This is a genomic window from Thermoactinomyces sp. CICC 10521 (genome assembly GCF_016055135.1).
In the GTDB taxonomy this organism is placed as follows: Bacteria; Bacillota; Bacilli; order Thermoactinomycetales; family Thermoactinomycetaceae; genus Thermoactinomyces_A; species Thermoactinomyces_A daqus.
The window spans coordinates 1-22,713 of the sequence record NZ_JAECVZ010000009.1; the positions used below are offsets into that span (position 1 = coordinate 1).

Sequence of the window (22,713 nt, forward strand, 5' to 3'; positions counted from 1 at the left end):
AGTAAATGATCTTGTGGGACCAGGTCTTCTATGTTGACCATCTCTGGATGAAATTCTCTGGATGAATTCGTCCTGAACATAGAAACCTTCCTTCGGAATGTTTTTTTATACCTTTTCAACAAAAAAGGCTGTTGACCTTCTTTGTCAACAACCTCTGTCCAGTAATCCTGGACACTTTTTTGCACAGCTGCAACCCGGCGGCTTCAGGACACGGCAATGTGCAAACTTTTTAAACCATAGAGGAGATTGCTATTGACTGGATCAAGCTGATATCCCTCTTTCAGGGCAATCGACGAATAGCGTTTGAGGAACTCCTCCAAAGCGATTTTCGCTTCCAATCTCGCGAGGGGAGCACCGAGACAAAAATGGATTCCTTTTCCGAACGACAAATGGGGATTGGGATTGCGTCTGAGCTGAAATTCATCGGGATCGGTGAATTTCTGTTCATCCCGGTTTGCCGAACCGATCCAGGCTAATACTATTTGACCCGGCTTAATATGGAATCCGCCGATTTCTGCATCTGTTTTGGCTCGTCGCGGAATAGCCTGCACCGGTGAACGATAGCGCAAGGTTTCTTCAACGGCATGGGGAATCAGGCCGGGATCTCTTTTCAACTCTTCCCAAATTGTTTGGTTTTCCAAAAAACAATAAACCGCGTTGCTGATCAGATTGGTTGTCGTTTCATTTCCGGCGATCAATAAAGTGATGCAAAAGCCAAACAGTTCTTCACTTGAGAGTTTCCCTTCATTTTCTTCCGCTTTGATCAGGGTTGAAATCATATCTTCTTTTAAATTTTTCCTTTTTTCCTCGATAATTTGCGAAAAGTATTCCATCAATTCCTTAATCGCTTTGTCTCTTCGATCTATGGTTTCCTGAATGTCCGCTGTTGAAGACGGACCGGATACAACAATATCTGACCATTCTTTAAATTGCTTTCTGTCACTCGTGGGAATACCCAATAATTCAGCGATCACCATCACGGGTAATGGATAAGAGAAATCCTCGACGAGATCCATATGTGTTTGCCCGCTCACCTTGTCCAAAAGTTCCGTCGCGATCGCTCGGATTCTCGGTTCCCAACCGGCAATCATTTTCGGAGTGAAGGCATGGCTTACCAAAGAGCGCAACCGGGTATGTTCCGGGGGATCCGTGTTAATAATGCTGTGAAAAGGACGTGACTGCTGGAATCTTTTGCTGGAGAAAACATCCTTGTCGGAAATGACCCGGTTTACATCTTCATATAAGAAGACATTCCATACTCCCTGTTTTTGATCAAAATAAACAGGTGATTTCGCTCTCATCTCTTTGTACCAGGAATAGGGATTGTATTTTTCCTCGTTCGTATGAAGCCCTGTGATCTCACTTGTTACAAGTCTTCGGATATCCCGTTGATCCATCGCGATGCCCTCCTCGTTTGATCAATTTAATTCACTGACCGTTCAGTGAAATTATATCGATTTCAGACCGGCCATGTCAACATGCTATATCTCGATTTCGATTAGAACCCGGCGGGCGGCGATGGCGATTGGAAATCAGCCAAAAGAGGATCACAGGTTGGTTTGCCGCTTGTTTATCAGGAATTTCAGGAATATGCCGGGCAAAGCTTCTGTTTGCGCATAACGGCATGGTGGAAAGCAGCGGTGCCGAGTGATATACTATAGAAGGTCGGCACTTGCAAAACGATGCTCCGGGCAATGAGTCCCGGACTCGCATGGTTGCAAGTGTTTTTTCTTATGTATATGGCTGGTCGGGTCGTGGTGCCCATAACTTCCCGACGTTCCTGACGGGGGGCAGGAGGCATCACTCCCCTCCCGATCTTGCTTAATTCTCATCTTCCGGGGCCGGAAAAGAAAGGGGATCACAGTATGAAGCGAAACGAGGAAGGGACTTCTGTTTCTGATAAAAACAATCAGAGTCGGGCCAAACGCGTCCTCGTGGTGACAGCCGTTTCAGCAGAGAGAGAGGCGGTGATGCGCGGTCTGAAAGGTGCAAGCCATGTTGATGTCCTGGTGGCGGGAGTTGGCCCGGTGGCTGCTGCGGCAAGCACGGCGGCGGCATTGGCCCGCACGGAGTATGATTTGGTGGTAAGCGCAGGAATCGGCGGAGGCTTTGCCGGCCGGGCCGAAGTAGGTACGCTCGTTGTCGCGGAGGAAATCATCTGCGCCGATTTGGGGGCAGAGACGGAAGAAGGTTTTTGCGGCCTGGACGAGCTGGGTTTCGGTACTGCGAGATTCCGGGTGGAAAAAGGATTGGTGCTTCGGGTGACGGAGGCCGTGCGTGCGGCTGGTTTGCCGGTTACTGCGGGTCCGGTTCTCACGGTCTCCACTGTGACTGGGACGGCTTCGACTGCGGCCCGATTGGCTGCGCGGGTACCGGGTGCGGCCGCTGAGGGCATGGAAGGCTTTGGCGTGGCGACCGCCGCCCGAAACCGGGGTATTCCCGTCTTGGAGATTCGGGCCATTTCAAATGTTGTCGGGCCACGTGACCGGTCAGCGTGGCGCATTGATGAAGCGTTAGAGAAACTGGCAGCAACGATTTCCGTATTGCAGGAGGTTATCTTATGAGGATTGCTTTTTCTCCATGTCCGAATGATACATTCGTATTTCACGCGTGGGTGCACGGATTGATCCCGGGTGCACCGGAACTGGATGTTACTTATGCGGATATTGATATTACGAACAATTTGGCGGCAGGACCGGACGGATTGGAAGTGTTGAAGATTTCGTGCGCAGCTTTGCCATGGGTGTTGTCCAAGTATGCGCTGTTGCCGTGTGGCGGAGCATTGGGGAAAGGATGTGGCCCGCTCCTTTTGACCGGCGGCAAAAATGATGCTCGTAATCCCGAATCGCTTTCCGGCCGGCGGGTGGCAGTGCCGAGTGAACGCTCGACAGCATACTTGCTGTTCCGCTTGTGGGCTGCCCAACATGTGCCCGGAGGTGTCGGAGAAATTATTGTCATGCCGTTTCATGAGATCATGCCGGCGGTTCGGGACGGGGCGGTTGACGCGGGATTGGTGATCCACGAAGCCCGGTTTACCTATCCTTCCTACGGTTTGTCGATGTTGGTTGATCTGGGCGAATGGTGGGAGAAAGACACCGGATTACCCATTCCGCTCGGAGCGATCATCGCCCGCCGCTCATTGGATGTGAAGGCGATTGCCGATTGGACGAGAGCTTCTGTTGAATATGCCTGGGCGCATCCGGAGGCATCACAGGAATACGTGATGCAACATGCGCAAGAGTTGGACCCCGAAGTGGCCAAGGCGCATATCAACCTCTACGTAAACGAGTTTACGGCCAACCTTGGAGAAGAAGGATATGGGGCGATTTCCACCTTGTTGAGCCGGGCCGCAAAGGAAGGATTGGTGCCTGAAGTGGATTTGTCCCTCCTACGGTAACAAGGGGCATTCTGCTTGCAAATCCCCCAATCGGCAAAGATGGTTGATTGGGGGATCTGTTTGCAGTCCGCAAGCACAGCAGGAAAGAATTTCGGCGCAATCGGGGAAAGAACGGAAGCGTGACCGGAAAGGAAGACCGGCAGCCAAACAGCGGGAACGCTTTCGAAAGATTGACGCTTATTTTGAAAAGATCTTATATTTAGTTGAATGCAACCGTTTTCTCCCATTATTTAGATTGGAAGGTTATGCCGATGAAACCAACAATTAAGGATGTAGCCAGAAAAGCGAATGTTTCTGTTGCTACTGTCTCAAGAGTGCTCAACCACCAGTCGGGTTACTCCGAAGAGACCAAACAAAAGGTTTTACAAGCCATTAAAGAAATGGGTTATCAACCCAATGCCATCGCCCGCGGGCTGATCAACAAGCGGACACAAACCATTGGCGTTCTTTTTCCCAAGTTGTCCAGCATGTTTTCTTCCCAGCTCCTTCATGGCATTGAATACACGGCCCATGAACGGGATCACAGTGTCGTGGTTTGCAACACCGACAAGAACGGGAAACGGACCGTCAAGTATCTTCAGGTTCTGAGGGAGAAACAGGTGGATGGCATCATTTTTACGAGTGAGGTGTTGACGGAGGAATACTTCCGGGTTCTCACGGCGATGAAGATTCCGGTAGTTCTGCTTTCCACCCGTTCGGAGAAGTATCCCTTTCCCCATGTAAAGGTGGATGACAAGCAGGCAGCTTATGACGCAACCCGATATTTAATTCAGCGAGGCCATCGAAAAATCGCCATGATCAGCGGGGATCAAACGGATCCGATTGCCGGGAAACCGAGGATTGAGGGTTACAAGGAAGCGCTGGCTGCTTATGGAATACCGTTTCAAGAGAATCTCCTTGCGTTTGGCAGTTTTGGTTTTCACAGCGGGGTCATGGCCATGGAACAATTGCTGCAGTCAAAGGTTGAGTTTACCGCCGTTTTTGCAGCCAGCGATGAGATGGCTGTGGGGGCCATGTCTGCAGCCTTCCGGCACGGGATCAAGGTGCCGGATCAACTTTCCGTCATCGGCTATGATAATCTGCGGCTTGCGGAAATGACCACTCCTCCTTTGACCACGGTGGCACAACCGTTGTTTGAGATGGGAAAGCAGGCGGCAGAAATGCTACTGCAAATGATTGAAACAAAAACGGAAGTGCCGGGACGGATTTTACCTCACGAGATTATCGAACGTCAGTCTGTGGCCCGGGTCTGAACGATCGGAAGGACGAAGACCGGTCGGGAGACAAAAAGCCCTCTTCGCAGAAGCGTGATCCCGCTGCAGAAGAGGGCTTTTTGTGTGTTGAAGGTTTGTCCGGGTAGAGAATGCGATTAATATCACAACGAAAATCTTGCTGACTTTAACATTTGGTGCGCTTGCTTTCAATCTGTCCGGGATTTACGGGTTGATTGGAAAAAGGGTATACGGGTTTGACGGGCTTCCTTGGCCTGGCTCTCTATGCTTAAACATGCTCGCTTTTAATGGCTGATCAAGTGGGAGTTCACCCATTTTAACAGTTCATCGACCGCCTTCATGTAGCCGCCTGCTTCGCGGAAGGATTTGCTGATTTTCTGGCTGTTCCGTTTGTAGACAGGATTTTTTAATACTTCCTCAACGGCATTCCGCAGTTTTTCGGCATCCAAAGTTTGATGATCGAGAACCACTCCGGCGCCCAATTCTTTGGCCCGGCTTGCCACGAAGGGTTGGTCGTTCACCAGCGGCAGCATCACCAGAGGAACCCCGAAGTACAAACCTTCGTTTGTGCTGTTCATGCCGCAGTGAGTGATAAAAGCATCGCTGTGGCGCAGTACATCGAGTTGCGGAACATAGTTGCGAACGATAAAGTTGTCGGGAATCGGGCCCAGATCCGAAGCGGACAACTGTTTCCCGATGCTGAGCACCACTCTGGCGTCGAGATCCTGCAACGCTTCAATACAGATCTTATATAAATCCGGACGATTGTTCACGATCGTGCCCAGAGCCATGTACACGACCGGGCCGTCTTTCAGTTCATCGAGCGGAAAGTCACCCTGATCCTTACGGTCAGCAATCGACGGACCCACAAAGAGATAATTGTCGCCAAAGCGATCAGAATCCGGCTGGAAATACTGGGATGTGAAAACGATGTTGAGATCGGCTTCGCACAACATGGCCTGCCGTAAGTCGGGAATGGAGATGGAATATTTCTGTTCTAGCCGAGATTTGCGCTCTTCCATCTCCTCTTTCATTTCTTCCATTGCTTTCAGAAATTCCGAGCCGCGCTGCTTCATGATTTTTTCAAAGAAATTGGAATCCCGGTTAGAGACAAAAATAGTCCAGATCGAAACAGAAGGAAGTTTTTTCATTTCAGAGATCCATTTTCCGGGCAAACTATTGGCATCATAGATAATGTAATCGTAAGTTTCCGACTCAATCTCTTTCAAAATGTCATCCGTGACCCATTCCATCATTTCGAACATCTTCGGCATTCTTTTGGCGAGAAGGCCCATCATATTTCCCGTATTTTTCATCATGTCGTTTGCTTGGCTGAAAAATTCGCGCATGAGCGTTTCCGCTTTTTCGGAGATAGGGCGAAATTCCGCTCCGGTGGTTTCAATTTTGTCTTTATACATGCTGTTCGCATAGTAGATGATTTCTTCACCGCGGTTAACCAGTTCGCGCACGAGCCCGATGGACGGATTTACATGTCCTTCGCCCAAAGGATTAATGAATAACGCTTTCGACACATAGATCACCTCATCATTTTGTAACCTAATAACTTTGCTATAAAGATATTGGGGAATAAAAAACAGGTTATGCTCCAAGATTAAATCCTTGAGCATCCCCCTCTTAAAAAAACTTTGCAGTAAAGTTATTTTGGTATAAAGTTATATTAAACCCAATCTGTATGAGTTGCAATTGGCTGAATGAGAAAAATATAACAAATTTGCAAACACGGTCTGTAATTTTTCTCATAATCAAAAGGGGGTGATTGAATGGGGAATGAGGAAAAGAGGTTTGATCCGCAAATCCAAAGAATTGATCAGATTACCGAACGTATCGGCCGTTATGTCGGAAGTCGGTTTGCCGGTCAGGAGGATTCATTCCAACCTAAAATCACGCCGGTAAAATTTATTTTGCTTCGCACAGTCTATCTCAACCAAAGATGCATGGTTGCCGATCTCTCGCGTGAAGTAAATTTAACTTCGGGTGCAACCACGCTGGCCCTCAACCGGCTGGAAAAAGAAGGCTTGATCCGTCGGCAGAGGGATCAGGCCGACCGGCGCATCGTCTGGGTGGAATTGTCGGAAGAGGGGGAAGCGCTGGTGGAGAAAATTTTGTGGCAACGCCAGCAAATGTTCAAGCAGATGCTAAGTGTTTTGACAGAGGATGAACAGGACTTATTTATAAAGTTATTGGAAAAAATTTCTTTTAAACTGTGTGGGCAGAAATAAGATTGTGTGATGCCTTCATTTTTTGAAACGGTTTTCATGTGTTTATTGAGGGAAATCGAGCATGTTGATTTAACCGATCCTGTATGTTCAATGGAGGGATTTTTGCAAGCGAGCGGTTCTTGCCGTCGCCGGGAAGTATAAGCGCCGTACGGAGGGGAAAATACGTATCAGATGCTTTACCGGAGGGATCAGGGAGTTTCGTCCGCACCCGGCGTTTCTCCGGCAAGACGACAAGAGTCCGGGGCTCAAAAATCTCCTCTGTTCTCCTCTGATATGATGCCTAATGATTATGAATAAACTCTTTCAGCACAATAGCATGGTTTTGCTGCTCGTTTTTGGCTGCATAGACCAGGGTGACATCTTGTTTTTCCAACATTTTGATCACTGTTCTCACGGCATTTTGTTTTTCCGGATTTGACTTGAGCTCTTCGAGATAACGATGTTGAAATTCAGCAAAACGTTCAGGCTGATGGCCGAACCATTTCCGCAATTCCGGACTGGGTGCAATCGTTTTGAGCCAAAGATCGATCTTCGCCGCCTCTTTTTTCACGCCGCGCGGCCACAGACGATCCACCAGAATGCGGAAGCCGTCTTCCGGTGCTGCGGTTTCATATACCCTTTTCATTTTGATTTTGCCCAACCAATTTTCCTCCTCTCCGTTTATATTTAATTTTATCTTAAGACACCGGTGAATAACATTCCTGCGTCATTGGGCAAATATGCTATGATAGTGAATAAATAAGGAGTCGAAATTTTCGCGTTTGAAACATCCGGTCATAATATTTTTACTATTTGTTATTTTTTGTGAACAGTAAACAAAAATATTTGCGGAGGGAAGCTGTCAGTGAAAAAGGTCGTAACGGTCAATGTCATTGTCGCTCTGATCATTGTGGGATTGGGGATTGGCGCTTGGTATTATGCGACGAACATCATGAATTTCATCATAACTGAGGATGCCCAAGTACAAGGGGATCTCAGCACCATCAGTGCACCGGCAAGTGGAAAGATTGTCAAATGGAATATAAAAACGGGAGACACCGTCAAAGAAGGGGACGTGATTGCCGAAATCGTTGCGGGAAATACAGAGATTACGGATCTGCCCGAAGAAGTTTCCGTAATAGAGACCATTCCCGTCACCGCACCGGCTGATGGAACGGTGATTCAAAGCGATGGAAGAGAGGGGCAAGTCGTCGCGGCCGGTACGCCGCTGGTCATTACGGTTCAGCTTGATCAGTTGTTTGTCACAGCCAATATTGAAGAAGGGGAGTTGAAGGGGCTGAAGACAGGCCAGGATGTCGATATCACTTTGGATGCGTTTCCCGGGCGAACGTTCAGCGGGAAGGTCCAGCAAATCGGCCTGGCGACCGTTTCCGTCTTTTCCCTGTTTCCGTCCGAGAACACCAGCGGCAACTACACCAAAGTGACACAAAAAGTGCCGGTGAAAATCCGTTTTGATTCCGTGGAAAAAGGAATGGTTCCCGGACTGAATGCAACGGTGAAAATACATAAATAACCGGGAGAAAGGTGGAAGCTCGTTGGATAACGCGGATATGAAAAATCGCGGCCTGATCTTGGCCACACTGTTGATCGCCGTTTTCATGGCGGTATTGGACAGCAGCATTGTCAATGTATCGTTGCCGAGGATGATGCAGGTATTCGGGGTGAACACCGATGAGATTCAATGGGTTGTGACGGCTTATGCGCTGGTGGTGGGAACAATCATCCACATTACCGGTTATTTGACTGAACGTTTTGGCTATAAACGGATTTTTATGATTGCCCTGTTTCTGTTTACTTTGGGTTCTCTTCTCTGCGGGCTGGCCTGGAGCAACCCGGTCATGGTTCTGTTCCGCATAGTTCAGGCCATCGGCGGGGGCGCCTTGATGCCCGTCGTGCAAGCCCTGATCTTTCGCATGTTCCCGCGGGAAAAAAGAGGGCAGGCGATGGGGATATTCGGAATTGCCATCATGTTTGCCCCCCGCCATCGGACCAACATTAAGCGGTTATATCACGGAGTATTTAAATTGGCGCCTGATCTTCTTCATCAATGTCCCGATCGGTGTGGTTGTTCTGTTTCTGGCTGCGGCTGCCATGCGGGAAATGGAGCATTATACCGAGCAAAAATTTGATTTGTCACTTCAACAGCCGGTTTTTCCACTCTGCTGTACGGAATCGGAAATGCGGCGGACAAAGGCTGGTCCGATCCGGAAGTTATGGCGTTTATCGGTTTCGGAGCCGTCTGTTTGCTCTTTTTCATCCTCATTGAATGGAACAAGAAAGAGCCGATGCTGAGGATACAGGTTGTCAAACACGGTGTATTTTCCCTGACGCAGGTTGTTCTCAGCATTGCCAGCGTCATCTTGTTTGTGCCTCTGTTTCTCTTTCCTATCTTTTTGGAAAATATCATGGGTTTGTCTGCGGTTCAGACCGGCCTGTTGCTTTTGCCGCAGGCGCTGGTTACGGGTTTGATGATGCCGATCGCGGGAAGGCTCTATGACCGGATCGGCGCCAGGTGGCTGGCTGTTGCCGGGTTTGCCGTAACTGCCTTCTCAATGTATCTGACCACATCGCTGGATGTGAATACCCCGTTTTCCACGATCATTTTATGGCTGGTGCTGCGGGGATTGGGCATTTCACTGGTGATGATGCCCATTACGACAGCCGGGCTTAACGCGGTTCCAAATGAGCTGGTGAATCAGGCGACGGCATTGAGCAGCACGATCCGCCAGGTTGCGATGTCATTTGGCACCGCCTGGGCAACTTTGTTATATTCTCATCGCATCGCGTTTCATGCCGCTGCCAATGCAGATCAGCTCAATGTTTTTTCACCGACCGGCCAAATGGTCTTCAGCCAAATTCAGCAGCTGTTTATGACGATGGGACAACCCATGGCCGAAGCCAGGCAATCCGCCATCGGCTATCTAGCGGGACAAATCCGGATACACTCAATGGTTCAGGGGATGAGCGATGTCTTTTATGTCACGGTTTGGCTGGCGGTTGCAGCCTTGATCCTGGCTTTGTTCATTGCGGAAAAACGGCCGGAAGGTTCTCAGCCTGACGGGTCTTCGTTACAGGAAACGGCATAATCACAGTTTTCAAAGAAAAGCCCTGAAATGAACATAAGGCTTTTACTCTGGACGATCCATCGGGTAAAAGCCTTATGTGCGTCAGGCCGGTCCCTCACTGCGCGGGGAGTATGTTGGTTTATTCGGTGATGCCCAGACTGCGCTTATATGCAAAGATCTCATCGACAGCTCGTTGGTATCCCCCTGCCGCACGAAACGAATTTCCGATTTTCCGGCAAACATTGCGGAAGGAAGAATCCTCAAGTATGCGCTCCGCTTCCTTTCTGAGACCGGCGGGAGTCAGCCCTTCCTGTTTTAATTGAATCCCCGCACCCAGATTCGCCACACGCTGTGCTATCAGAGGTTGATCGGCGCTTTGAGGAATCACAATTAGCGGTACACCGTAGTAGAGTCCTTCGGACGTGCTGTTCATGCCGCCGTGTGTGATGAACAATTTGGCACGCTGCAGGATTTCCAACTGCGGTACGTAATTGCGGACAACAAAATTCCCGGGAATCTCCCCCAAGTCTTCGATTCGCGTCTGCCTGCCGACGGATAAAATGACCGTATGTTTCGTATCAGCAAAAGCTTGAATGCAGAGTTTGTAGAAATCCACTGCTTGATTGATCACCGTGCCAAGTGATATGTAAATCAGACTGCTTGTGTCCAGCTCGGAAAAATCAAACCGGACGTGCGATCGTGGAGCTATGGATGGCCCGACGAACTTGTACGTTTCGTCAAAGCTCTCTCCTTCGGGCTGGAACTGCTTTGTCGTGTAGACAATGGTCAATGGGGCGGGATTGCAGAACACCTCGTAAGCAGAGCCGATTTTCACGCGGTATCTCTTTTGCACGGAACTGACCATTTGTTGAAAGTCTTGTTGCACACGTTCATTGATTTCTGCAGGTAGACGGCGTGAAAAGTGATCCAGCATACGGTCAAAAGTGGTCTGTTGGAACGCAAAGCTCGTGCAGGAGTTGATTGCCGGCAAGTTGAGTATTTGTGCGAGTAAACGGCCACACCCGAACATTGAATCGTGAATCATGTAATCGTATTGCTCTCCCTTTGTTTGTTCCAAAACGGCAGGGATCACGATATCGGTTGTGCGCAAGAGGCCGTTCACTCTGGAAAGCAGATGGGATCTTCCGCCCTTCAGGAACGCTTTGACAAACTTCTCGGTGTCAAACGTACGTACCGAAGCGCCTGTCTCTTTAATTCGATCACGCATGTTTTCCGTGGTAAAATAGACAACCTGTTCACCACGGCGGATGAGTTCACGAACCACGCCGAGAGTGGGGTTGATATGTCCTTCTGCTCCTGCGTTGACAAATAAAACACGTGCCATGAAATCATCACCTTTCGAGGGATGTGTGCCTTTGTGTGTGCCTTTCCCTTAAAGCATACCATTTCTTTAATATTGATATTTCAGTCTGAAAAAATGAAAAAAGAGATGATTCCCGCTTAAAACACATATGGGAACATCTCCAATACACCCAGGGACGTTGGCTTAACCTTACTTACGCAAAATCTCTTTCAGTTTCAAGTATTCTTCTTCGCTTATTTCATGGTTGATCAAGCGGCGCTTCAGGATCTCCTCCGCCTCAAGCCGGCCGTCGAAACGGTTGTAACAGTAACAGCGTCCGTAACGGCGGAATGAAATAATGCGGAAGATCAGGAATGTTGCAAACACGATACAGAAAAAACCAAACGGGAAAATTAAAGGGAAGAAATGAAAATCATGATTTGCAGCTAAAAACATGTAATCACCTTCTCCTCAGGATTGCGGTATTTTGTCCGCCGGGTGTCATGTGAATAAGATACCTTTTACCGATCACAGATAAATCGGATGAAAAGTCACAAACTGATCACGAAGCGGTCATAATTCAGCAGAGCGCCTGATCCTGGCTTGTTTGCTGTGTTAAGATGAAGGTGCTTCGCTGCAATTCCGTTACGATGGGGGGTTATGATGAACAGCAAACAAACCGTTTTGGTTGTCGATGATGATAAAGCGATTGTGGAGTTAATGCGGGATTTTTTGGAAGATGAAGGTTTTCGTGTCGAAGAGGCGTACGATGCCGAAGAGGCGCTTCGCATTTTGCGGCATTCAACCGTGGAGTGCGTGCTTCTGGATGTGATGATGCCTGGCCGGAGCGGATTTGAGCTGTGCCGGGAGATTCGGCGGACAAGCGATGTTCCGATTCTGTTTTTAAGCGCGCGCGGTGAAGATGTGGACAAAATCCGGGGACTGGGAATCGGCGGGGACGATTATATCGTCAAATCCGCCACGCCGGTGGAAGTGGTGGCGCGGGTAAAAGCGGTGCTTCGCCGCTATGGCAAACAGAGGATTCCCCAGGCAGCCGTTCGCCGGTTTGGCCACCTCACGCTTGATGTCCGGGCCCATGAAGTTCGGGTGAACGGCCATCCGGTATCCCTGACACCCAAGGAGTTTGAAACGCTGCTCTTACTTGCGGAACATCCCCGGCAAGTATTTACCTATGAGCAACTCCTTGACCGTTTCTGGGATGGTGTGGGTGATAAGCATACGGTGATCGTCCATATGGGCAGGATTCGCGAAAAAATCGAAGCCGATCCCAACCATCCCAGACTGATTGTCAATGTATGGGGTGTAGGATACCGTTTTGAAGGAGCGCATTAAATGAGAACGATGCGGATTCGCAAATTCATCTTTGCCGGCCTGTTGTCGGTGATCATTTTGTCCCGGCTCTTTTATGGGATTCTCGGGTTTGTCATCCAGCCGATTGTCAGCCACCAGACGCAGACGAAAGCGGCGCTGGCGGACAGGGCGATCCGGGAAATCACGGGCAGTGTGGACAAATGGCGGAACGCGGACTGGCAAAAAACGATTCAAACCAAGTTCAAAGCTTCAGGAATCGCCGTTTCCATCACCGATCCGTCGGGAAAGAAGATTTTTCAGACGGGTCCGTATAATCCGAAGCAATTTAACAGCCAACAGGTCATGGTCATCGAAGACGGAAAAATGCGGGGGACGGTCAAGCTGTTTGTTTTTAACCATAATCAAATTTATGGCATATTATCGGCGGTCATTGCCATGATCCTCGCCATCATCTTCAACCGCTGGCTGATGGGGCGATATGTGCTGAAGCCGCTTGCTGCGATGAGTTCCGCAGCCAGACGGATTGCCGAAGGTGATTTGGATTTTCGGATCCCGACCTCCCGCGTAACCGAAGTGGCGGATGTAAGGGCTGCTTTTGAGGCGATGGGAGAAGGATTGAGGAAATCGCTCAAGCGCCAGGCAACCTTGGAAGAAGAGCGCCGTTTCTTTCTCACTGCCATCGCGCACGACCTCCGCACGCCGTTATTCGTGCTGCGGGGCTATTTGCTCAGGCTTGAGCAGGGGAAAGCGGAAACGGCGGAAAAAGCGGCCAGGTACTTAAGTGTCTGCAGGCAGAAATCAGAACAGATTGAGCGGCTGGTCTCTGATCTTTTCGTTTACGCGAAAACCGAATATATGGAACAAATGGATGTGAATAAACGTGAACCATTTGATTTTGGACTGTGGATGAAGGAGATGATCGAACATTACCGATTGCTCGCCCAGGCCAAGAATGTGGAAATCGTTGATGAGAGCGGAGAGGAAACGGCGTGTCCGGTTCAAGGCGATCCGCATTTGCTGGAACGGGCTGTCGGCAATCTCCTCGACAATGCTTTGCGTTATACACTGGCGGGCGGGAAAATCACGGTGAAGTGGTACAGGAAAGGAAATCAGGTATGTTTCACCATCAGCGATACAGGGCCGGGAATTCCCGAACAGGATCTGCCGCATGTATTTGAACCCCTCTACCGGGCGGAAAAATCGAGAAACGCCGAAACAGGCGGAACCGGAATGGGACTGACCATCGCCAAACGCATCTTCAAAGCCCACGGTGGCGATCTCACGGCCGCAAATCGGGCTGATGCCGGAGCAGAGTTTAGCGGTTGGCTTCCCCTTGGAGAACCGATCCATGTTTTCCGGAAATGATAACGATCGCAGAAGAAACCTTGGCTGGATACTGCACACCGCCCGGATCCGCTTCCTGGGCTGCCGTGTCCCCGACGCATCAGAAACACAAGTGGCACAAGGGGATGATCGATTACCGGACAGCAGAGGGGGAGCGATTGTACAGAGCCGGACGAAATGGTGTCTGCCACTGTGATATTCACCAGCCAAGGCCCTTGAGGCGCGCGGAAGCCGAGCACATGCAAAATCGGTAACGAGAGGTCCGGGGTCGGACGAGGCCTTTTCATTATGCAGGAAAATTGAATGTTCTCGTGTGGACCTTCACGATTGATGAACAGTCGTGTGTTTTGAAAATGCGGCCGTCGTATAATTTACTATTTAGCTATATGGCTATATAATAATATTATGAACAGCCAGCAGAAAGCAATAACGGTTGGTGAACTTGTATGAATGAAAATGTATTTAAAGCGATGGCCGATCCGACGCGCAGGAAAATCATTGAATTATTGAAGGAAGGGCCCAAAACAGCCGGTGAGATTGCGACCCATTTTTCGCATGCACAACCGACCATCAGCCGTCATTTAAACGTGCTCAAAAATGCCAATCTGGTTGCAGACCAGCGAAACGGCACGTATATCATCTACCGGCTGAACACGACCGTGTTACAAGATTGGCTTGCGTGGCTTTTAGAACGCTTTGGAGGTAGTGGAAACGATGATGAAGAGTAAAGCGATTCCTTGGTGGGGTTGGGCTGCATGGATCTTGGTGATGGTATTGACAATTTTGGCTTATCCACATCTTCCGGCCGAAGTTCCGACGCATTTCAATTTGGCAGGGCAACCGGATCGATTCAGGCCGCGCCTTGTTGCCGTTCTCATTCAACCCGGAGCCATGTTGCTGGTTATTCTCTTATGGCATGTGCTTTGGAGAATCGATCCGAAAAAGAAAAACTACCGGGAATTTTGGCCCACTTACCGGTATATCGGCGGCATTACCGTCGTCTTTTTCGGATTGATCGCTCTCTGGTCTCTGGCCAGTGCCTTAAACATCGGGATTCCGCTGAAATTCGTGCCTGCGATGATCGGCCTTCTGATTCTTCTGTATTCAAATGTTTTGCCCCGGCTTCAACCCAACTGGCGAATTGGCATCCGGACGGCGTGGACTCTTTCCAGCGAAAGAAGCTGGCTTCGTACGCATCGGCTGGCGGGGAATCTGGGCATTCCCACCGGTCTGCTGATCATCGTTCTCGCATGGGTCCTGCCCTCCTCCATGGGGAACTGGGCCGTGCTGGGCCTGATTCTGTTGTGGTTGCTGATCGCGGTTGTGGCCTCCTATTTTTACGCCAAACCACCAACCATTTCCGATGATTGAGCTGCCGGTGGATGAGCGGGGACTCTCAGTTTGATTACACGCCCGAAAACAGGAGTCCGGCGGGATTGGTTTTTTCCAGGTCGTTGCGGAAAAACGCCAATCCCCTTCTGCTTAAGTTGGCCGCAGCCTCTGAAGGACTATTTGTCCTCCTTGGGTATACGATTTTCTCCTGCTTGTTTTTTTATATAAAATCCTCCTCCGATTTCCTCGTATTGATCCTTGTTTTTGACCGGGCAGAAATTACAACGACCGCCCGGTCTTTGCTTGTAGCATTCCAGGCATTTAATCGGTTTCTCCACGGTGATCCGCCCCTTGTCCCGCTGCAGCTGCGTTTCTGTATTGTTTTCAGGATGGCAGAAAACGATTCGCCGTGTCAATTCATTAAAAAAACTCCCCGGCCGGTTGCAGGGAGCGGATCAGCTTAAACGTCTTGATTCGCTTTGATCAATTTAACGGAACAAGCGGTTAAAATGACAAACAGAAGATCGATCAACAAAACAGTATCGGTCGGATGATCATTCATGACCATGACTCCCAGCATCGCCCCCATCAAGCCACCCATGATTCCCGCCAGCATTCCGTCGATGACAGCGATCAGGCCATAGGGTCGTCCGGTCAAATAACCAACAGCCAAACCGAAAAGCGTCGCGACGGCGGTTGGCACAAACATGGTCATCTGCATGATTCCCAAGACTGTACCTGTCGTCAAACCGGACATCGTGGCGTTCGTCATCGCCGTCATCATGCCTGACATACAAGGGATTTTTCCTCTGTTTTTTGAGGCCAGACAGACCAACAAGCTGCTCAGGAGCACCGCCAGAACAAGGGAAGCGGCGTGAACGGCCAGTGGCAGCGCATCCGGGGTTGCTTGAGAGGACATGGAATGCATACGGTAATATTCAACCTCCTGTTCTTGTTGGAGAGCATGGCTGCTTCCAATCATTTAATAGTATGAATCATGATTATTTTATATAACTTTCTCTTGGACCGGTATAGCCCGAAAGAGTTATAAATGCGACCCAAGTTGAGAATGGACAAGACTGTTTCTGAATTTTACCGGTCGGTGGTATACTCAGATTGATGGTATCGGGAGGGGAAAGAAATGGAAGAAAATAACGGGCAGGCGCGAAACTGCCCCATCTGCGGCCGGGACAACGCGTGTGGTTATCTTTCGCGGCCGCCGCAGGAAAGTTGCTGGTGTACCGCTGAAACTTTTCCGCCGGAAATCTTTGGGCTTGTTCCTCCGGAGCAGTTGCATCAATCGTGCATATGCAAGGAATGTCTCACAAACTTCAGGAGGAAAGTTAAACCGGAAAACGGGATTTGAGGTTTTTGTCAAGTGGAGCAAGGAATTTATAATAGTGGGTAACGGCTGTCTGGGCTGCCTGAGCTGAACATGTACATAAGGGGGGATCACAGGTGAAAAAAGGTGTTTTCTTTTTGATCCTGGGAATTGTCTCTATTTTCATAGTTGCTTGTAACACAAATCAAGTGGTCATCAAGGATGAAGCGAAAGCTCCTTCCGGCGCGGAGGCAACCAAAAAGGATGAAATGAAAATCCCCTTTCCGGACGGTGCTTCGGAAACAGGGGATGGAAAGCTGACGATCCAAACAGCGGACGGTGAAGCTGCGGACGGAGACATTCCGGTTCTGATGCTGGGGGAAGATGATCTGACCGTACAAACAGGATTTACAATTGAAAACTTTGCTGATGATAAAGACGTTTTTATTTTTGTGAATAAGCGCTGGTTGCAAACGGAGCACGGGGGCAAGATGTTCCAGGGAACACTGGCTCTGGAAAAAGACCCGAGCATGCTCAAGCCCGGTACATATACGGTCACTGCCGTTCAATATGAGGGAAATGACCCGGTTCACGGGAAAGTGATTGAGTTTCACCAGGCGAAGTTTGCAGTAAAAGCGGGTCAGTAAGGGGCAACACCTTAAAGCGAAAAAAGAAACCCTCGTCAATCTTGGCGAGGGTTAAATTTTAAGCTCATCCAGACACTGGCCAGTGAGGAGACGATGAGTGCATACCCCATCCATTGCAGGTGGCCGGGACTTATTTTCGTGCCGAATACCAGTCCCAGCAGAACCGACGACAGGATGCAACCCATATAGCGGCATGTTTGAAAAAGTCCGGACGCCAAACTGGTCATTGAGGGAGGGGCGACCATCAGCAGGGCAGATTGCAGGCATACGTTCGTGATTCCGTAACTGAGGCCCATGATCGCCAAAGCAAAGGCCATCCCATACAACGGCAGGTGAACGAAGACAAAGGTTAACAGCAAAGCTCCGCCAACCATCAAGAAAGAGCTGATGATCAGAGGGGTTTTTACGCCGGAACGGTCAATCCATTTTCCCATCACCGGATAAATCAAGGCACCGAATCCGGCATTGAACAGCATGAGCAGCCCGCTTGTTTTCACATCCAGGTTCATTGCCTCCTGAAAGTAGGTGGGCAACCCAAAAAAAATCGAGTAGTTATAAATGTTCAAGACGATAAACTGAAGGTAAACCCAGCTCAGCAAGGGGTTGGTTTTAAACAGCCGAAGCTGTATAAACGGTTTTTCCACGTGAAGTTCGCGGTAGATGAATCCGGCGAGCAGGAGAATTCCCAGAATTCCGGACAGCGGATGGGCTTGGGTTTTAAAGGAAAGCAAAAACCAGAGCAAGAAGACCATGGAGGCCGCAAATAACAAGATTCCGGGCAGATCCAGTTGTTTCACTGTTTGCCGGAAGGAGGGCCGCTCCTTGTCGCGGTCGGGCGGCAGGTAGAACCAGCCCAGCAGGAGACTGATCAAAATGACCGGGATGTTCACCGTAAAAATCGCCGGCCAATCGCCCAGATCAATGAGAAATCCGCCGATGGTGGGACCGAAGGCGGCGCTTCCGGTGGCGAATAAAGAGATGATCGCCAAGGCGGAAGCCTGCTTTTCCGTGATATATTCCCGGATCATGCCCATGCCCGAGGGGTAAATGGAACAACTGCCAAAAGATTGGATCAGCCGGGCCAGGATGAGAATGAGAAAAGTCGGGGCCCACGGAGCTGACAAAGCCGACAGGGCGACCAAAAGCAAACCGATGAGAAAAATATTCTTGCGGCCCAGTTGATCACCGACTTTGCCCATAACGGGCTGACCGATGGCGCTGGCCAGATAGTAGGAGGAGATCAGCCAGGAGACCGTCGTAAATGAAAGGTGAAAATCCTGCTGAATGCGGTGAAGGGCCATGGAAATCATTGACGAGTTAAGCGGATTTAGCAAGGTCCCCGATGCGATGGCGATGAGAAAGAGGAGGCGGTTCGGTTTTTTGCCGTTCATTTTGTTTCACCACGGACAGTAAAAACAGTGATAAAAATGAAGTTCTCCATGTTTTCGATCTCCTTTGTCAGTGATGGAAAAACCCCCCTTAAAGGGATGTCAGAACGATTTCGGGCCCTTTAAGGGGAGTACTTTAAAATTCTATTTTTTTTGCTGCATTTGGCGCAGCATTTTCCGGTACTCATCATCATCGATGTGATCTTTTTTTGCTGGTTTTTCCGGTTTTGTCATCGCGGACAAACCACGTCGCAGCGCTTCGCGGTATTCCTGGTCTGTCTGCCTGGAAATCTCTTGTTTGGTAGAGGTTGTTCTCGGAGCCACCTTGGTTTTTGTCTCCACCTTGGGCTTCGATTGATCCATGGCCGCCGCGGAATCCGGTTCTTCTGCGGAAACCGGGTCCGGTTTGGACTGGAGGGTGGGATTCTCAGCTGATGTCACTCTTTTTTTGTCTTTGTCTTTGTTTTTGACAGCTCTTACGTTAAAGATAATCAAAAAGAGAATCCCAACCACCATTAAGAGAATGATGATTACTAATCCCATCGATTTCACTCCTGACGTTATTGGATCAAATGAATTAACCGTGAAGTTTTTTTGCTACTTCCGCTACACGGCGCCCCAATGCACGTCCAAGAGCCTGGTCTGATTCGGTGGGCATATTTTTTGGTGCATCTTCGCTGTCTTCCACCGGACAGGTTACCGCCACCCCATAGTATGAGCCATGCAAAACGTTTTCCGGCACGTTGCTCGGCAGACCGACAATGATCATTCCGTTATGCATCATCGGGGTGATCAAGTTCCACAGCGTCATTTCCGCACCGCCGTGCAAAGTGGCCGTGGTGCAGAAGGCGGCGCCCACTTTTCCAACCAGTTTTCCGGCTGCCCACAGGTATCCCAGCTTGTCGATCCAGCTTTTTAAGCCGGCGCTGATGGTGCCAAAGTGACCCGGGCAACCCCAGATCAGGGCATCGATATCATGCAAATCGCGAACGTCCGCTTCGTTCACATGTTTGACGAACACTTCTGCACCTTCAATTTCCTGTGCGCCTTGTCCGATCGCCTTGGCCAGTACCTCTGTATGTCCGCTTTCGCTATCGTAAACCACGTATACTTTCATCGCAAAAACTCCCCTTATGTCAGATGTATAGTTCTACTATTTGATTTAGTAAACAGGTTTTATTCTAACATGATCTTACGGGTTGCGAAAGAGTGAACGGGAACTGTTTCTGAATTATACAAAAATTGATGGGTGAATGGCAGAAAAAAGGGGGGTTTTGGCGAAGGGGCATTTTTTTCACTCAACCTTGACGCGGACTTTAAATATACCGTTGTATCCGTATCCTTTCCGGTTCCAGACGGGTTCCATCGGCTGGGTTCGCCCCTCTGAATCAGTCGCGCGTGACATGATGGTAAATTCTCCTTCACATTTGGCTTCCCATAAGAACTCCCAAAAAGTCCAAGCGTAGGGGTGCTGCGGTTCTGAGTGCAATGTTGCCGGGTGCCAGGATCGGCCGTTGTCCGTGCTTATCTCCACCTTTACAATCCTTCCTTCTCCCGTCCAGGCAAATCCTTTGATTTTGTTTATTCCCTTTTTCACTACATCATAGTCTTGCGGCTGCTGAATGATTGAATTCACTTTCATCGTTGTGACCGGGGTTTTGCCTTCATCTGTATCGTCATGGGGGTAGTAGACGTAATCTTCTGTCTGGAAAAAACCTTGAAAGGGGTGGTCGATGGCTGTTATTTTCGAAAGCCATTTTACGGAAGCCATGGCATACCAGCCGGGGACGATCAAGCGAAAGGGGTATCCGTGTTTGAAGGGAAGGGGTTTTCCGTTCAATTCATAAGCAATGATGGTATCCGAGTGCAGTGCCTTTTCCACCGGCAGGCTGCGGGCATAGGAGGTTCCGTCGGGGCTTTGGTCAATGGCCGAAAAGACGATTTCTGTTGCCGTCGTTTTGAGCCCCGCCCGTTTAAGAAGAGAGGCAAGAGGCACTCCTTTCCACCGGCCCTGACTGATGGCCCCCTTCTGCCATTGAACGCCGTAGACCCTGGGTGAGTAAGATGTTCGCCGGTTGCCGGCACACTCCAAGGGAACGACAAGGGTTTTGGACGGCCATGACAACAAATCTTCATAGTCCAGCGTCAAAGGATGATCGACCAGCCCGTTGAGATGAAGGGTGGCGGGAATGTCGGCGGCAGAGGGATAAGGAAAGTGATTCCGTTTATACATCAATTCCACCGGAGTGATCCAGTCTTCCACAAAATGAACCGGTGTTTCCTGATTTTCGGGATTGAGGCTCACTGTGAGCGGATAAGGATGGTTTTTTCTGCCGTTTTGTTGATTCATTTTTCATTCCTCCTGACAAGCGTATTGTTCAATTTTTGAGAAGAGGCAACGGAGAAAGTTGACCTGGATTTCATCTTTCTGATCCATGGCGTCATGGAGACAGGAAACGATGACCGTTTTGAGGAAGCGATATTCCGCCGGCGTGAAGAGAATGTCGGGAAATCTGATTTTGCCCAGAATGGAAGTGATCAGGGATTGTTCCTCACGACACACATGGATTTTGATTTTTTCCAGATGCCTCAGCAGAAAGTATCGTTCTTTCAAATTGATGTAACCCATCACGTTCACCCTTTCAAAATGGAACGAACCAAGGTGTCAAAAACAGCATATTCTGAAGATGATCAATCAGACATTAAATCTTGACTAATTAAGTAAATATTGTAAAGAAAGTGATCATTTCCGTTTGATGGAGGGAAGAGAAATGGATTTTTTAAGGCAGATTAAAGAGGTACTGTCCAAGGTGGAACACCCGGGATTCCGTGAACTGAAAGAAGCGGTACAGGCCATCGGGTGTACGCGTGAAAAAATCCTCCCTTATGTGACCAGCCCCGACGGGAATCCGTACGGGAGAAATGTGGTCTACCGTTCGGATTTCGTCGAGGCGGTTGTGATTCATATCCCCGGAATGAAACAAACACCGATCCATAATCACGGTTGCTCCATTGGATGCGGTCAGGTGGTGGAAGGAAATTTGATTAACCATTTGTACGTTCTGGAAAAAGAGGACGAACCGTTTGCTTATGAGCAAAACCGTTACGGGCCTGGCCAATTCTTTTTTGCCACGCAAGGGCAGATTCATAAAATGCGCAATCCTTCCACGCAGAGGCTTGTCACCTTCCACTTGTATTCTCCGCCGTTACAAGAGATGAAAATCTATAAATAAAATGGGGAGGCGGTACTGACCCTGTTTTCGGACAGCAGGGTTAGGATGAAGCTTTATCCGTTTTGGAAGTGACCAAGTTCAGGGTTTGCGACTTTTGCCGGTCCGTTGAGGCCATTACCTGGTCAAGGATGGTGCCGACCAGCGAAGCAAAGAGCGGATTGTTCCGTTGTCGCGGCCTGGGCAGAGGAATACGGATATCCATTCCCACTTTCCCGTCTCGCAGCATGATGACCCGGTCAGCCAGGATGACGGCTTCCTCGACATCGTGAGTAACCAGGAGAGCCGTGAATCGTTGTTCTTGCCAAAGCTTTTCAATTAACCGCTGCATTTCAATCCGTGTCAGGGCATCCAGAGCGCCCAATGGTTCATCGAGCAAAAGAAGGCGGGGATTGCTTGCGAGAGCCCGTGCCAGGGCGACCCGTTGACGTTGCCCGCCGGAAAGGACTCCAGGCCATTGCTTCCCGTAACCGGCCAAACCGACCTGCTCCAGGATGCGGGCTGTTTTTTCCGTTCTGCCGTTTTGGTCCCGGATGCCGAGCGCAATGTTGGCAAAAACAGTTCGCCACGGCAAGAGGCGGGGTTCCTGAAACATGATTCTGGCGGCGTCGTTCAGCCCGGAGATGGCTTTTCCTTCCTGCATAATCACGCCGCCGCTCGGTTCTTCCAGTCCGGCAATCAGGCGAAGCAGCGTGCTTTTCCCGCTGCCGGAACGGCCGACGACAGCGAGAAATTCGCCCCGTTGAACGAGAAGATCGATGTTGTTCAAGATCAGGCGATTGTCAAATTGTTTTTTTAACCCCCGAATGTCCAGCGTTGTTCCTGAAACTTTGCGGTTCAGTTGAAACACCCCCTGATGATGTCAGAAAATATTCATGTCCT

At 49.5% G+C, this 22,713-nt stretch carries 27 protein-coding genes and 1 pseudogene; 16 read left to right on the plus strand and 12 right to left on the minus strand.

Annotation, left to right across the window (positions count from 1 at the left end):
- Positions 1-203 precede the first annotated feature (203 nt).
- Positions 204-1,397, minus strand: coding sequence for a cytochrome P450 (locus I8U17_RS08170; RefSeq protein ID WP_033099330.1), 1,194 nt, complete (start codon positions 1,395-1,397; stop codon positions 204-206).
- 468 nt (positions 1,398-1,865) lie between these two features.
- Between I8U17_RS08170 and I8U17_RS08175 the strand changes: the two genes are divergently transcribed.
- From I8U17_RS08175 to I8U17_RS08185, 3 genes are all read left to right on the plus strand, one after another.
- Positions 1,866-2,564 carry a futalosine hydrolase gene (locus tag I8U17_RS08175; RefSeq protein ID WP_052153881.1) on the plus strand — a complete coding sequence of 233 codons (699 nt, stop codon included), beginning with the start codon at positions 1,866-1,868 and terminating at the stop codon, positions 2,562-2,564.
- Positions 2,561-3,397, plus strand: a complete 837-nt coding sequence (locus tag I8U17_RS08180; protein ID WP_033099329.1) for a 1,4-dihydroxy-6-naphtoate synthase — start codon at positions 2,561-2,563, stop codon at positions 3,395-3,397. Before I8U17_RS08175 ends, I8U17_RS08180 begins: the two co-directional genes overlap by 4 nt.
- 251 nt (positions 3,398-3,648) lie before the next feature.
- On the plus strand, positions 3,649-4,650 hold the full coding sequence (locus I8U17_RS08185; RefSeq protein WP_198055099.1) for a LacI family DNA-binding transcriptional regulator: 1,002 nt from the start codon (positions 3,649-3,651) through the stop codon (positions 4,648-4,650).
- Positions 4,651-4,913: 263 nt separating this feature from the next.
- Here I8U17_RS08185 and I8U17_RS08190 read toward each other — a convergent pair whose 3' ends face one another.
- The gene (locus tag I8U17_RS08190) at positions 4,914-6,161 is read right to left on the minus strand and encodes a macrolide family glycosyltransferase (protein WP_198059255.1); all 1,248 of its coding nucleotides are present in this window, start codon (positions 6,159-6,161) and stop codon (positions 4,914-4,916) included.
- A gap of 249 nt (positions 6,162-6,410) precedes the next feature.
- Between I8U17_RS08190 and I8U17_RS08195 the strand changes: the two genes are divergently transcribed.
- Complete coding sequence (locus tag I8U17_RS08195; protein ID WP_052153880.1) at positions 6,411-6,869, plus strand: MarR family winged helix-turn-helix transcriptional regulator; 459 nt, start codon at positions 6,411-6,413, stop codon at positions 6,867-6,869.
- Between the two features lie 280 nt (positions 6,870-7,149).
- On the opposite strand, the gene I8U17_RS08200 is transcribed toward I8U17_RS08195, so the two are convergent.
- A complete protein-coding gene (locus I8U17_RS08200) occupies positions 7,150-7,509 on the minus strand; it encodes a DUF488 domain-containing protein (RefSeq protein ID WP_255518256.1) in 360 nt (119 codons plus the stop codon).
- A 204-nt stretch (positions 7,510-7,713) separates the two neighbouring features.
- Between I8U17_RS08200 and I8U17_RS08205 the strand changes: the two genes are divergently transcribed.
- The 4 genes and pseudogenes from I8U17_RS08205 to I8U17_RS08215 all read left to right on the plus strand — a co-directional run bounded on the left by I8U17_RS08205 (position 7,714) and on the right by I8U17_RS08215 (position 9,955).
- Entirely contained in the window at positions 7,714-8,382 is a 669-nt protein-coding gene (locus I8U17_RS08205; protein ID WP_198055097.1) for an HlyD family secretion protein, read from the plus strand.
- A gap of 37 nt (positions 8,383-8,419) precedes the next feature.
- Positions 8,420-8,830, plus strand: a pseudogene (locus I8U17_RS08210) (MFS transporter); the annotation flags it as partial.
- A 10-nt stretch (positions 8,831-8,840) separates the two neighbouring features.
- The gene (locus tag I8U17_RS18770) at positions 8,841-9,161 is read left to right on the plus strand and encodes an MFS transporter (RefSeq protein ID WP_370589229.1); all 321 of its coding nucleotides are present in this window, start codon (positions 8,841-8,843) and stop codon (positions 9,159-9,161) included.
- Entirely contained in the window at positions 9,083-9,955 is an 873-nt protein-coding gene (locus tag I8U17_RS08215) for an MFS transporter (protein WP_198059257.1), read from the plus strand. The genes I8U17_RS18770 and I8U17_RS08215 overlap by 79 nt, the downstream gene beginning before the upstream one ends.
- Positions 9,956-10,073: 118 nt before the next feature.
- Here I8U17_RS08215 and I8U17_RS08220 read toward each other — a convergent pair whose 3' ends face one another.
- Together I8U17_RS08220 and I8U17_RS08225 are read right to left on the minus strand one after the other, a co-directional pair.
- On the minus strand, positions 10,074-11,279 hold the full coding sequence (locus tag I8U17_RS08220) for a macrolide family glycosyltransferase (protein ID WP_198055096.1): 1,206 nt from the start codon (positions 11,277-11,279) through the stop codon (positions 10,074-10,076).
- 168 nt (positions 11,280-11,447) lie between these two features.
- Positions 11,448-11,693, minus strand: a complete 246-nt coding sequence (locus I8U17_RS08225) for an SHOCT domain-containing protein (RefSeq protein ID WP_198055095.1) — start codon at positions 11,691-11,693, stop codon at positions 11,448-11,450.
- Between the two features lie 207 nt (positions 11,694-11,900).
- Between I8U17_RS08225 and I8U17_RS08230 the strand changes: the two genes are divergently transcribed.
- From I8U17_RS08230 to I8U17_RS08250, 5 genes are all read left to right on the plus strand, one after another.
- A complete protein-coding gene (locus tag I8U17_RS08230) occupies positions 11,901-12,590 on the plus strand; it encodes a response regulator transcription factor (RefSeq protein ID WP_033099324.1) in 690 nt (229 codons plus the stop codon).
- A complete protein-coding gene (locus tag I8U17_RS08235; protein ID WP_033099323.1) occupies positions 12,591-13,934 on the plus strand; it encodes a sensor histidine kinase in 1,344 nt (447 codons plus the stop codon).
- Positions 13,931-14,167 (plus strand): hypothetical protein, encoded by a 237-nt coding sequence (locus tag I8U17_RS08240; protein WP_198059258.1) that lies wholly within the window; start codon positions 13,931-13,933, stop codon positions 14,165-14,167. The genes I8U17_RS08235 and I8U17_RS08240 overlap by 4 nt, the downstream gene beginning before the upstream one ends.
- 192 nt (positions 14,168-14,359) lie before the next feature.
- Positions 14,360-14,641, plus strand: coding sequence for an autorepressor SdpR family transcription factor (locus I8U17_RS08245; RefSeq protein ID WP_033099321.1), 282 nt, complete (start codon positions 14,360-14,362; stop codon positions 14,639-14,641).
- Positions 14,628-15,284 (plus strand): SdpI family protein, encoded by a 657-nt coding sequence (locus tag I8U17_RS08250; protein WP_232330984.1) that lies wholly within the window; start codon positions 14,628-14,630, stop codon positions 15,282-15,284. Before I8U17_RS08245 ends, I8U17_RS08250 begins: the two co-directional genes overlap by 14 nt.
- Before the next feature lie 421 nt (positions 15,285-15,705).
- On the opposite strand, the gene I8U17_RS08255 is transcribed toward I8U17_RS08250, so the two are convergent.
- Complete coding sequence (locus tag I8U17_RS08255) at positions 15,706-16,173, minus strand: hypothetical protein (RefSeq protein WP_198055093.1); 468 nt, start codon at positions 16,171-16,173, stop codon at positions 15,706-15,708.
- A gap of 213 nt (positions 16,174-16,386) precedes the next feature.
- Here I8U17_RS08255 and I8U17_RS08260 point away from each other — a divergent pair, with 213 nt between their 5' ends.
- Positions 16,387-16,611, plus strand: a complete 225-nt coding sequence (locus I8U17_RS08260; RefSeq protein WP_198059259.1) for a cysteine-rich CWC family protein — start codon at positions 16,387-16,389, stop codon at positions 16,609-16,611.
- Between the two features lie 92 nt (positions 16,612-16,703).
- The gene (locus tag I8U17_RS08265; protein WP_033099319.1) at positions 16,704-17,213 is read left to right on the plus strand and encodes a hypothetical protein; all 510 of its coding nucleotides are present in this window, start codon (positions 16,704-16,706) and stop codon (positions 17,211-17,213) included.
- A gap of 35 nt (positions 17,214-17,248) precedes the next feature.
- Here I8U17_RS08265 and I8U17_RS08270 read toward each other — a convergent pair whose 3' ends face one another.
- The 5 genes from I8U17_RS08270 to I8U17_RS08290 form a co-directional block, all read right to left on the minus strand.
- On the minus strand, positions 17,249-18,604 hold the full coding sequence (locus I8U17_RS08270) for an MFS transporter (protein WP_033099318.1): 1,356 nt from the start codon (positions 18,602-18,604) through the stop codon (positions 17,249-17,251).
- A 141-nt stretch (positions 18,605-18,745) separates the two neighbouring features.
- Positions 18,746-19,144 (minus strand): hypothetical protein, encoded by a 399-nt coding sequence (locus I8U17_RS08275; protein ID WP_033099317.1) that lies wholly within the window; start codon positions 19,142-19,144, stop codon positions 18,746-18,748.
- Positions 19,145-19,178: 34 nt separating this feature from the next.
- Positions 19,179-19,718, minus strand: a complete 540-nt coding sequence (locus tag I8U17_RS08280) for an NAD(P)H-dependent oxidoreductase (protein WP_033099316.1) — start codon at positions 19,716-19,718, stop codon at positions 19,179-19,181.
- Positions 19,719-19,895: 177 nt separating this feature from the next.
- Positions 19,896-20,951 carry a sulfite oxidase gene (locus I8U17_RS08285; protein ID WP_033099315.1) on the minus strand — a complete coding sequence of 352 codons (1,056 nt, stop codon included), beginning with the start codon at positions 20,949-20,951 and terminating at the stop codon, positions 19,896-19,898.
- A 3-nt stretch (positions 20,952-20,954) separates the two neighbouring features.
- Entirely contained in the window at positions 20,955-21,230 is a 276-nt protein-coding gene (locus I8U17_RS08290; protein ID WP_033099314.1) for a hypothetical protein, read from the minus strand.
- Between the two features lie 142 nt (positions 21,231-21,372).
- On the opposite strand from I8U17_RS08290, the gene I8U17_RS08295 reads away from it, so the two are divergent.
- On the plus strand, positions 21,373-21,834 hold the full coding sequence (locus I8U17_RS08295) for a cysteine dioxygenase (RefSeq protein WP_198055087.1): 462 nt from the start codon (positions 21,373-21,375) through the stop codon (positions 21,832-21,834).
- Between the two features lie 40 nt (positions 21,835-21,874).
- Here the strand turns inward: I8U17_RS08295 and I8U17_RS08300 are convergent, their stop codons facing one another.
- Positions 21,875-22,672, minus strand: coding sequence for an ABC transporter ATP-binding protein (locus I8U17_RS08300; RefSeq protein ID WP_052153898.1), 798 nt, complete (start codon positions 22,670-22,672; stop codon positions 21,875-21,877).
- Between the last annotated feature and the right edge of the window lie 41 nt (positions 22,673-22,713).

Coding starts and splice junctions, on each gene's coding strand:
- I8U17_RS08170 (WP_033099330.1), bottom strand. CDS start 1,397: ATGGATCAACGGGATATCCGAAGACTTGTAACAAGTGAGATCACAGGG.
- I8U17_RS08175 (WP_052153881.1), top strand. CDS start 1,866: ATGAAGCGAAACGAGGAAGGGACTTCTGTTTCTGATAAAAACAATCAG.
- I8U17_RS08180 (WP_033099329.1), top strand. CDS start 2,561: ATGAGGATTGCTTTTTCTCCATGTCCGAATGATACATTCGTATTTCAC.
- I8U17_RS08185 (WP_198055099.1), top strand. CDS start 3,649: ATGAAACCAACAATTAAGGATGTAGCCAGAAAAGCGAATGTTTCTGTT.
- I8U17_RS08195 (WP_052153880.1), top strand. CDS start 6,411: ATGGGGAATGAGGAAAAGAGGTTTGATCCGCAAATCCAAAGAATTGAT.
- I8U17_RS08215 (WP_198059257.1), top strand. CDS start 9,083: ATGGCGTTTATCGGTTTCGGAGCCGTCTGTTTGCTCTTTTTCATCCTC.
- I8U17_RS08220 (WP_198055096.1), bottom strand. CDS start 11,279: ATGGCACGTGTTTTATTTGTCAACGCAGGAGCAGAAGGACATATCAAC.
- I8U17_RS08225 (WP_198055095.1), bottom strand. CDS start 11,693: ATGTTTTTAGCTGCAAATCATGATTTTCATTTCTTCCCTTTAATTTTC.
- I8U17_RS08230 (WP_033099324.1), top strand. CDS start 11,901: ATGAACAGCAAACAAACCGTTTTGGTTGTCGATGATGATAAAGCGATT.
- I8U17_RS08235 (WP_033099323.1), top strand. CDS start 12,591: ATGAGAACGATGCGGATTCGCAAATTCATCTTTGCCGGCCTGTTGTCG.
- I8U17_RS08240 (WP_198059258.1), top strand. CDS start 13,931: ATGATAACGATCGCAGAAGAAACCTTGGCTGGATACTGCACACCGCCC.
- I8U17_RS08245 (WP_033099321.1), top strand. CDS start 14,360: ATGAATGAAAATGTATTTAAAGCGATGGCCGATCCGACGCGCAGGAAA.
- I8U17_RS08250 (WP_232330984.1), top strand. CDS start 14,628: ATGATGAAGAGTAAAGCGATTCCTTGGTGGGGTTGGGCTGCATGGATC.
- I8U17_RS08255 (WP_198055093.1), bottom strand. CDS start 16,173: ATGCATTCCATGTCCTCTCAAGCAACCCCGGATGCGCTGCCACTGGCC.
- I8U17_RS08260 (WP_198059259.1), top strand. CDS start 16,387: ATGGAAGAAAATAACGGGCAGGCGCGAAACTGCCCCATCTGCGGCCGG.
- I8U17_RS08270 (WP_033099318.1), bottom strand. CDS start 18,604: ATGAACGGCAAAAAACCGAACCGCCTCCTCTTTCTCATCGCCATCGCA.
- I8U17_RS08275 (WP_033099317.1), bottom strand. CDS start 19,144: ATGGGATTAGTAATCATCATTCTCTTAATGGTGGTTGGGATTCTCTTT.
- I8U17_RS08280 (WP_033099316.1), bottom strand. CDS start 19,718: ATGAAAGTATACGTGGTTTACGATAGCGAAAGCGGACATACAGAGGTA.
- I8U17_RS08285 (WP_033099315.1), bottom strand. CDS start 20,951: ATGAATCAACAAAACGGCAGAAAAAACCATCCTTATCCGCTCACAGTG.
- I8U17_RS08290 (WP_033099314.1), bottom strand. CDS start 21,230: ATGGGTTACATCAATTTGAAAGAACGATACTTTCTGCTGAGGCATCTG.
- I8U17_RS08295 (WP_198055087.1), top strand. CDS start 21,373: ATGGATTTTTTAAGGCAGATTAAAGAGGTACTGTCCAAGGTGGAACAC.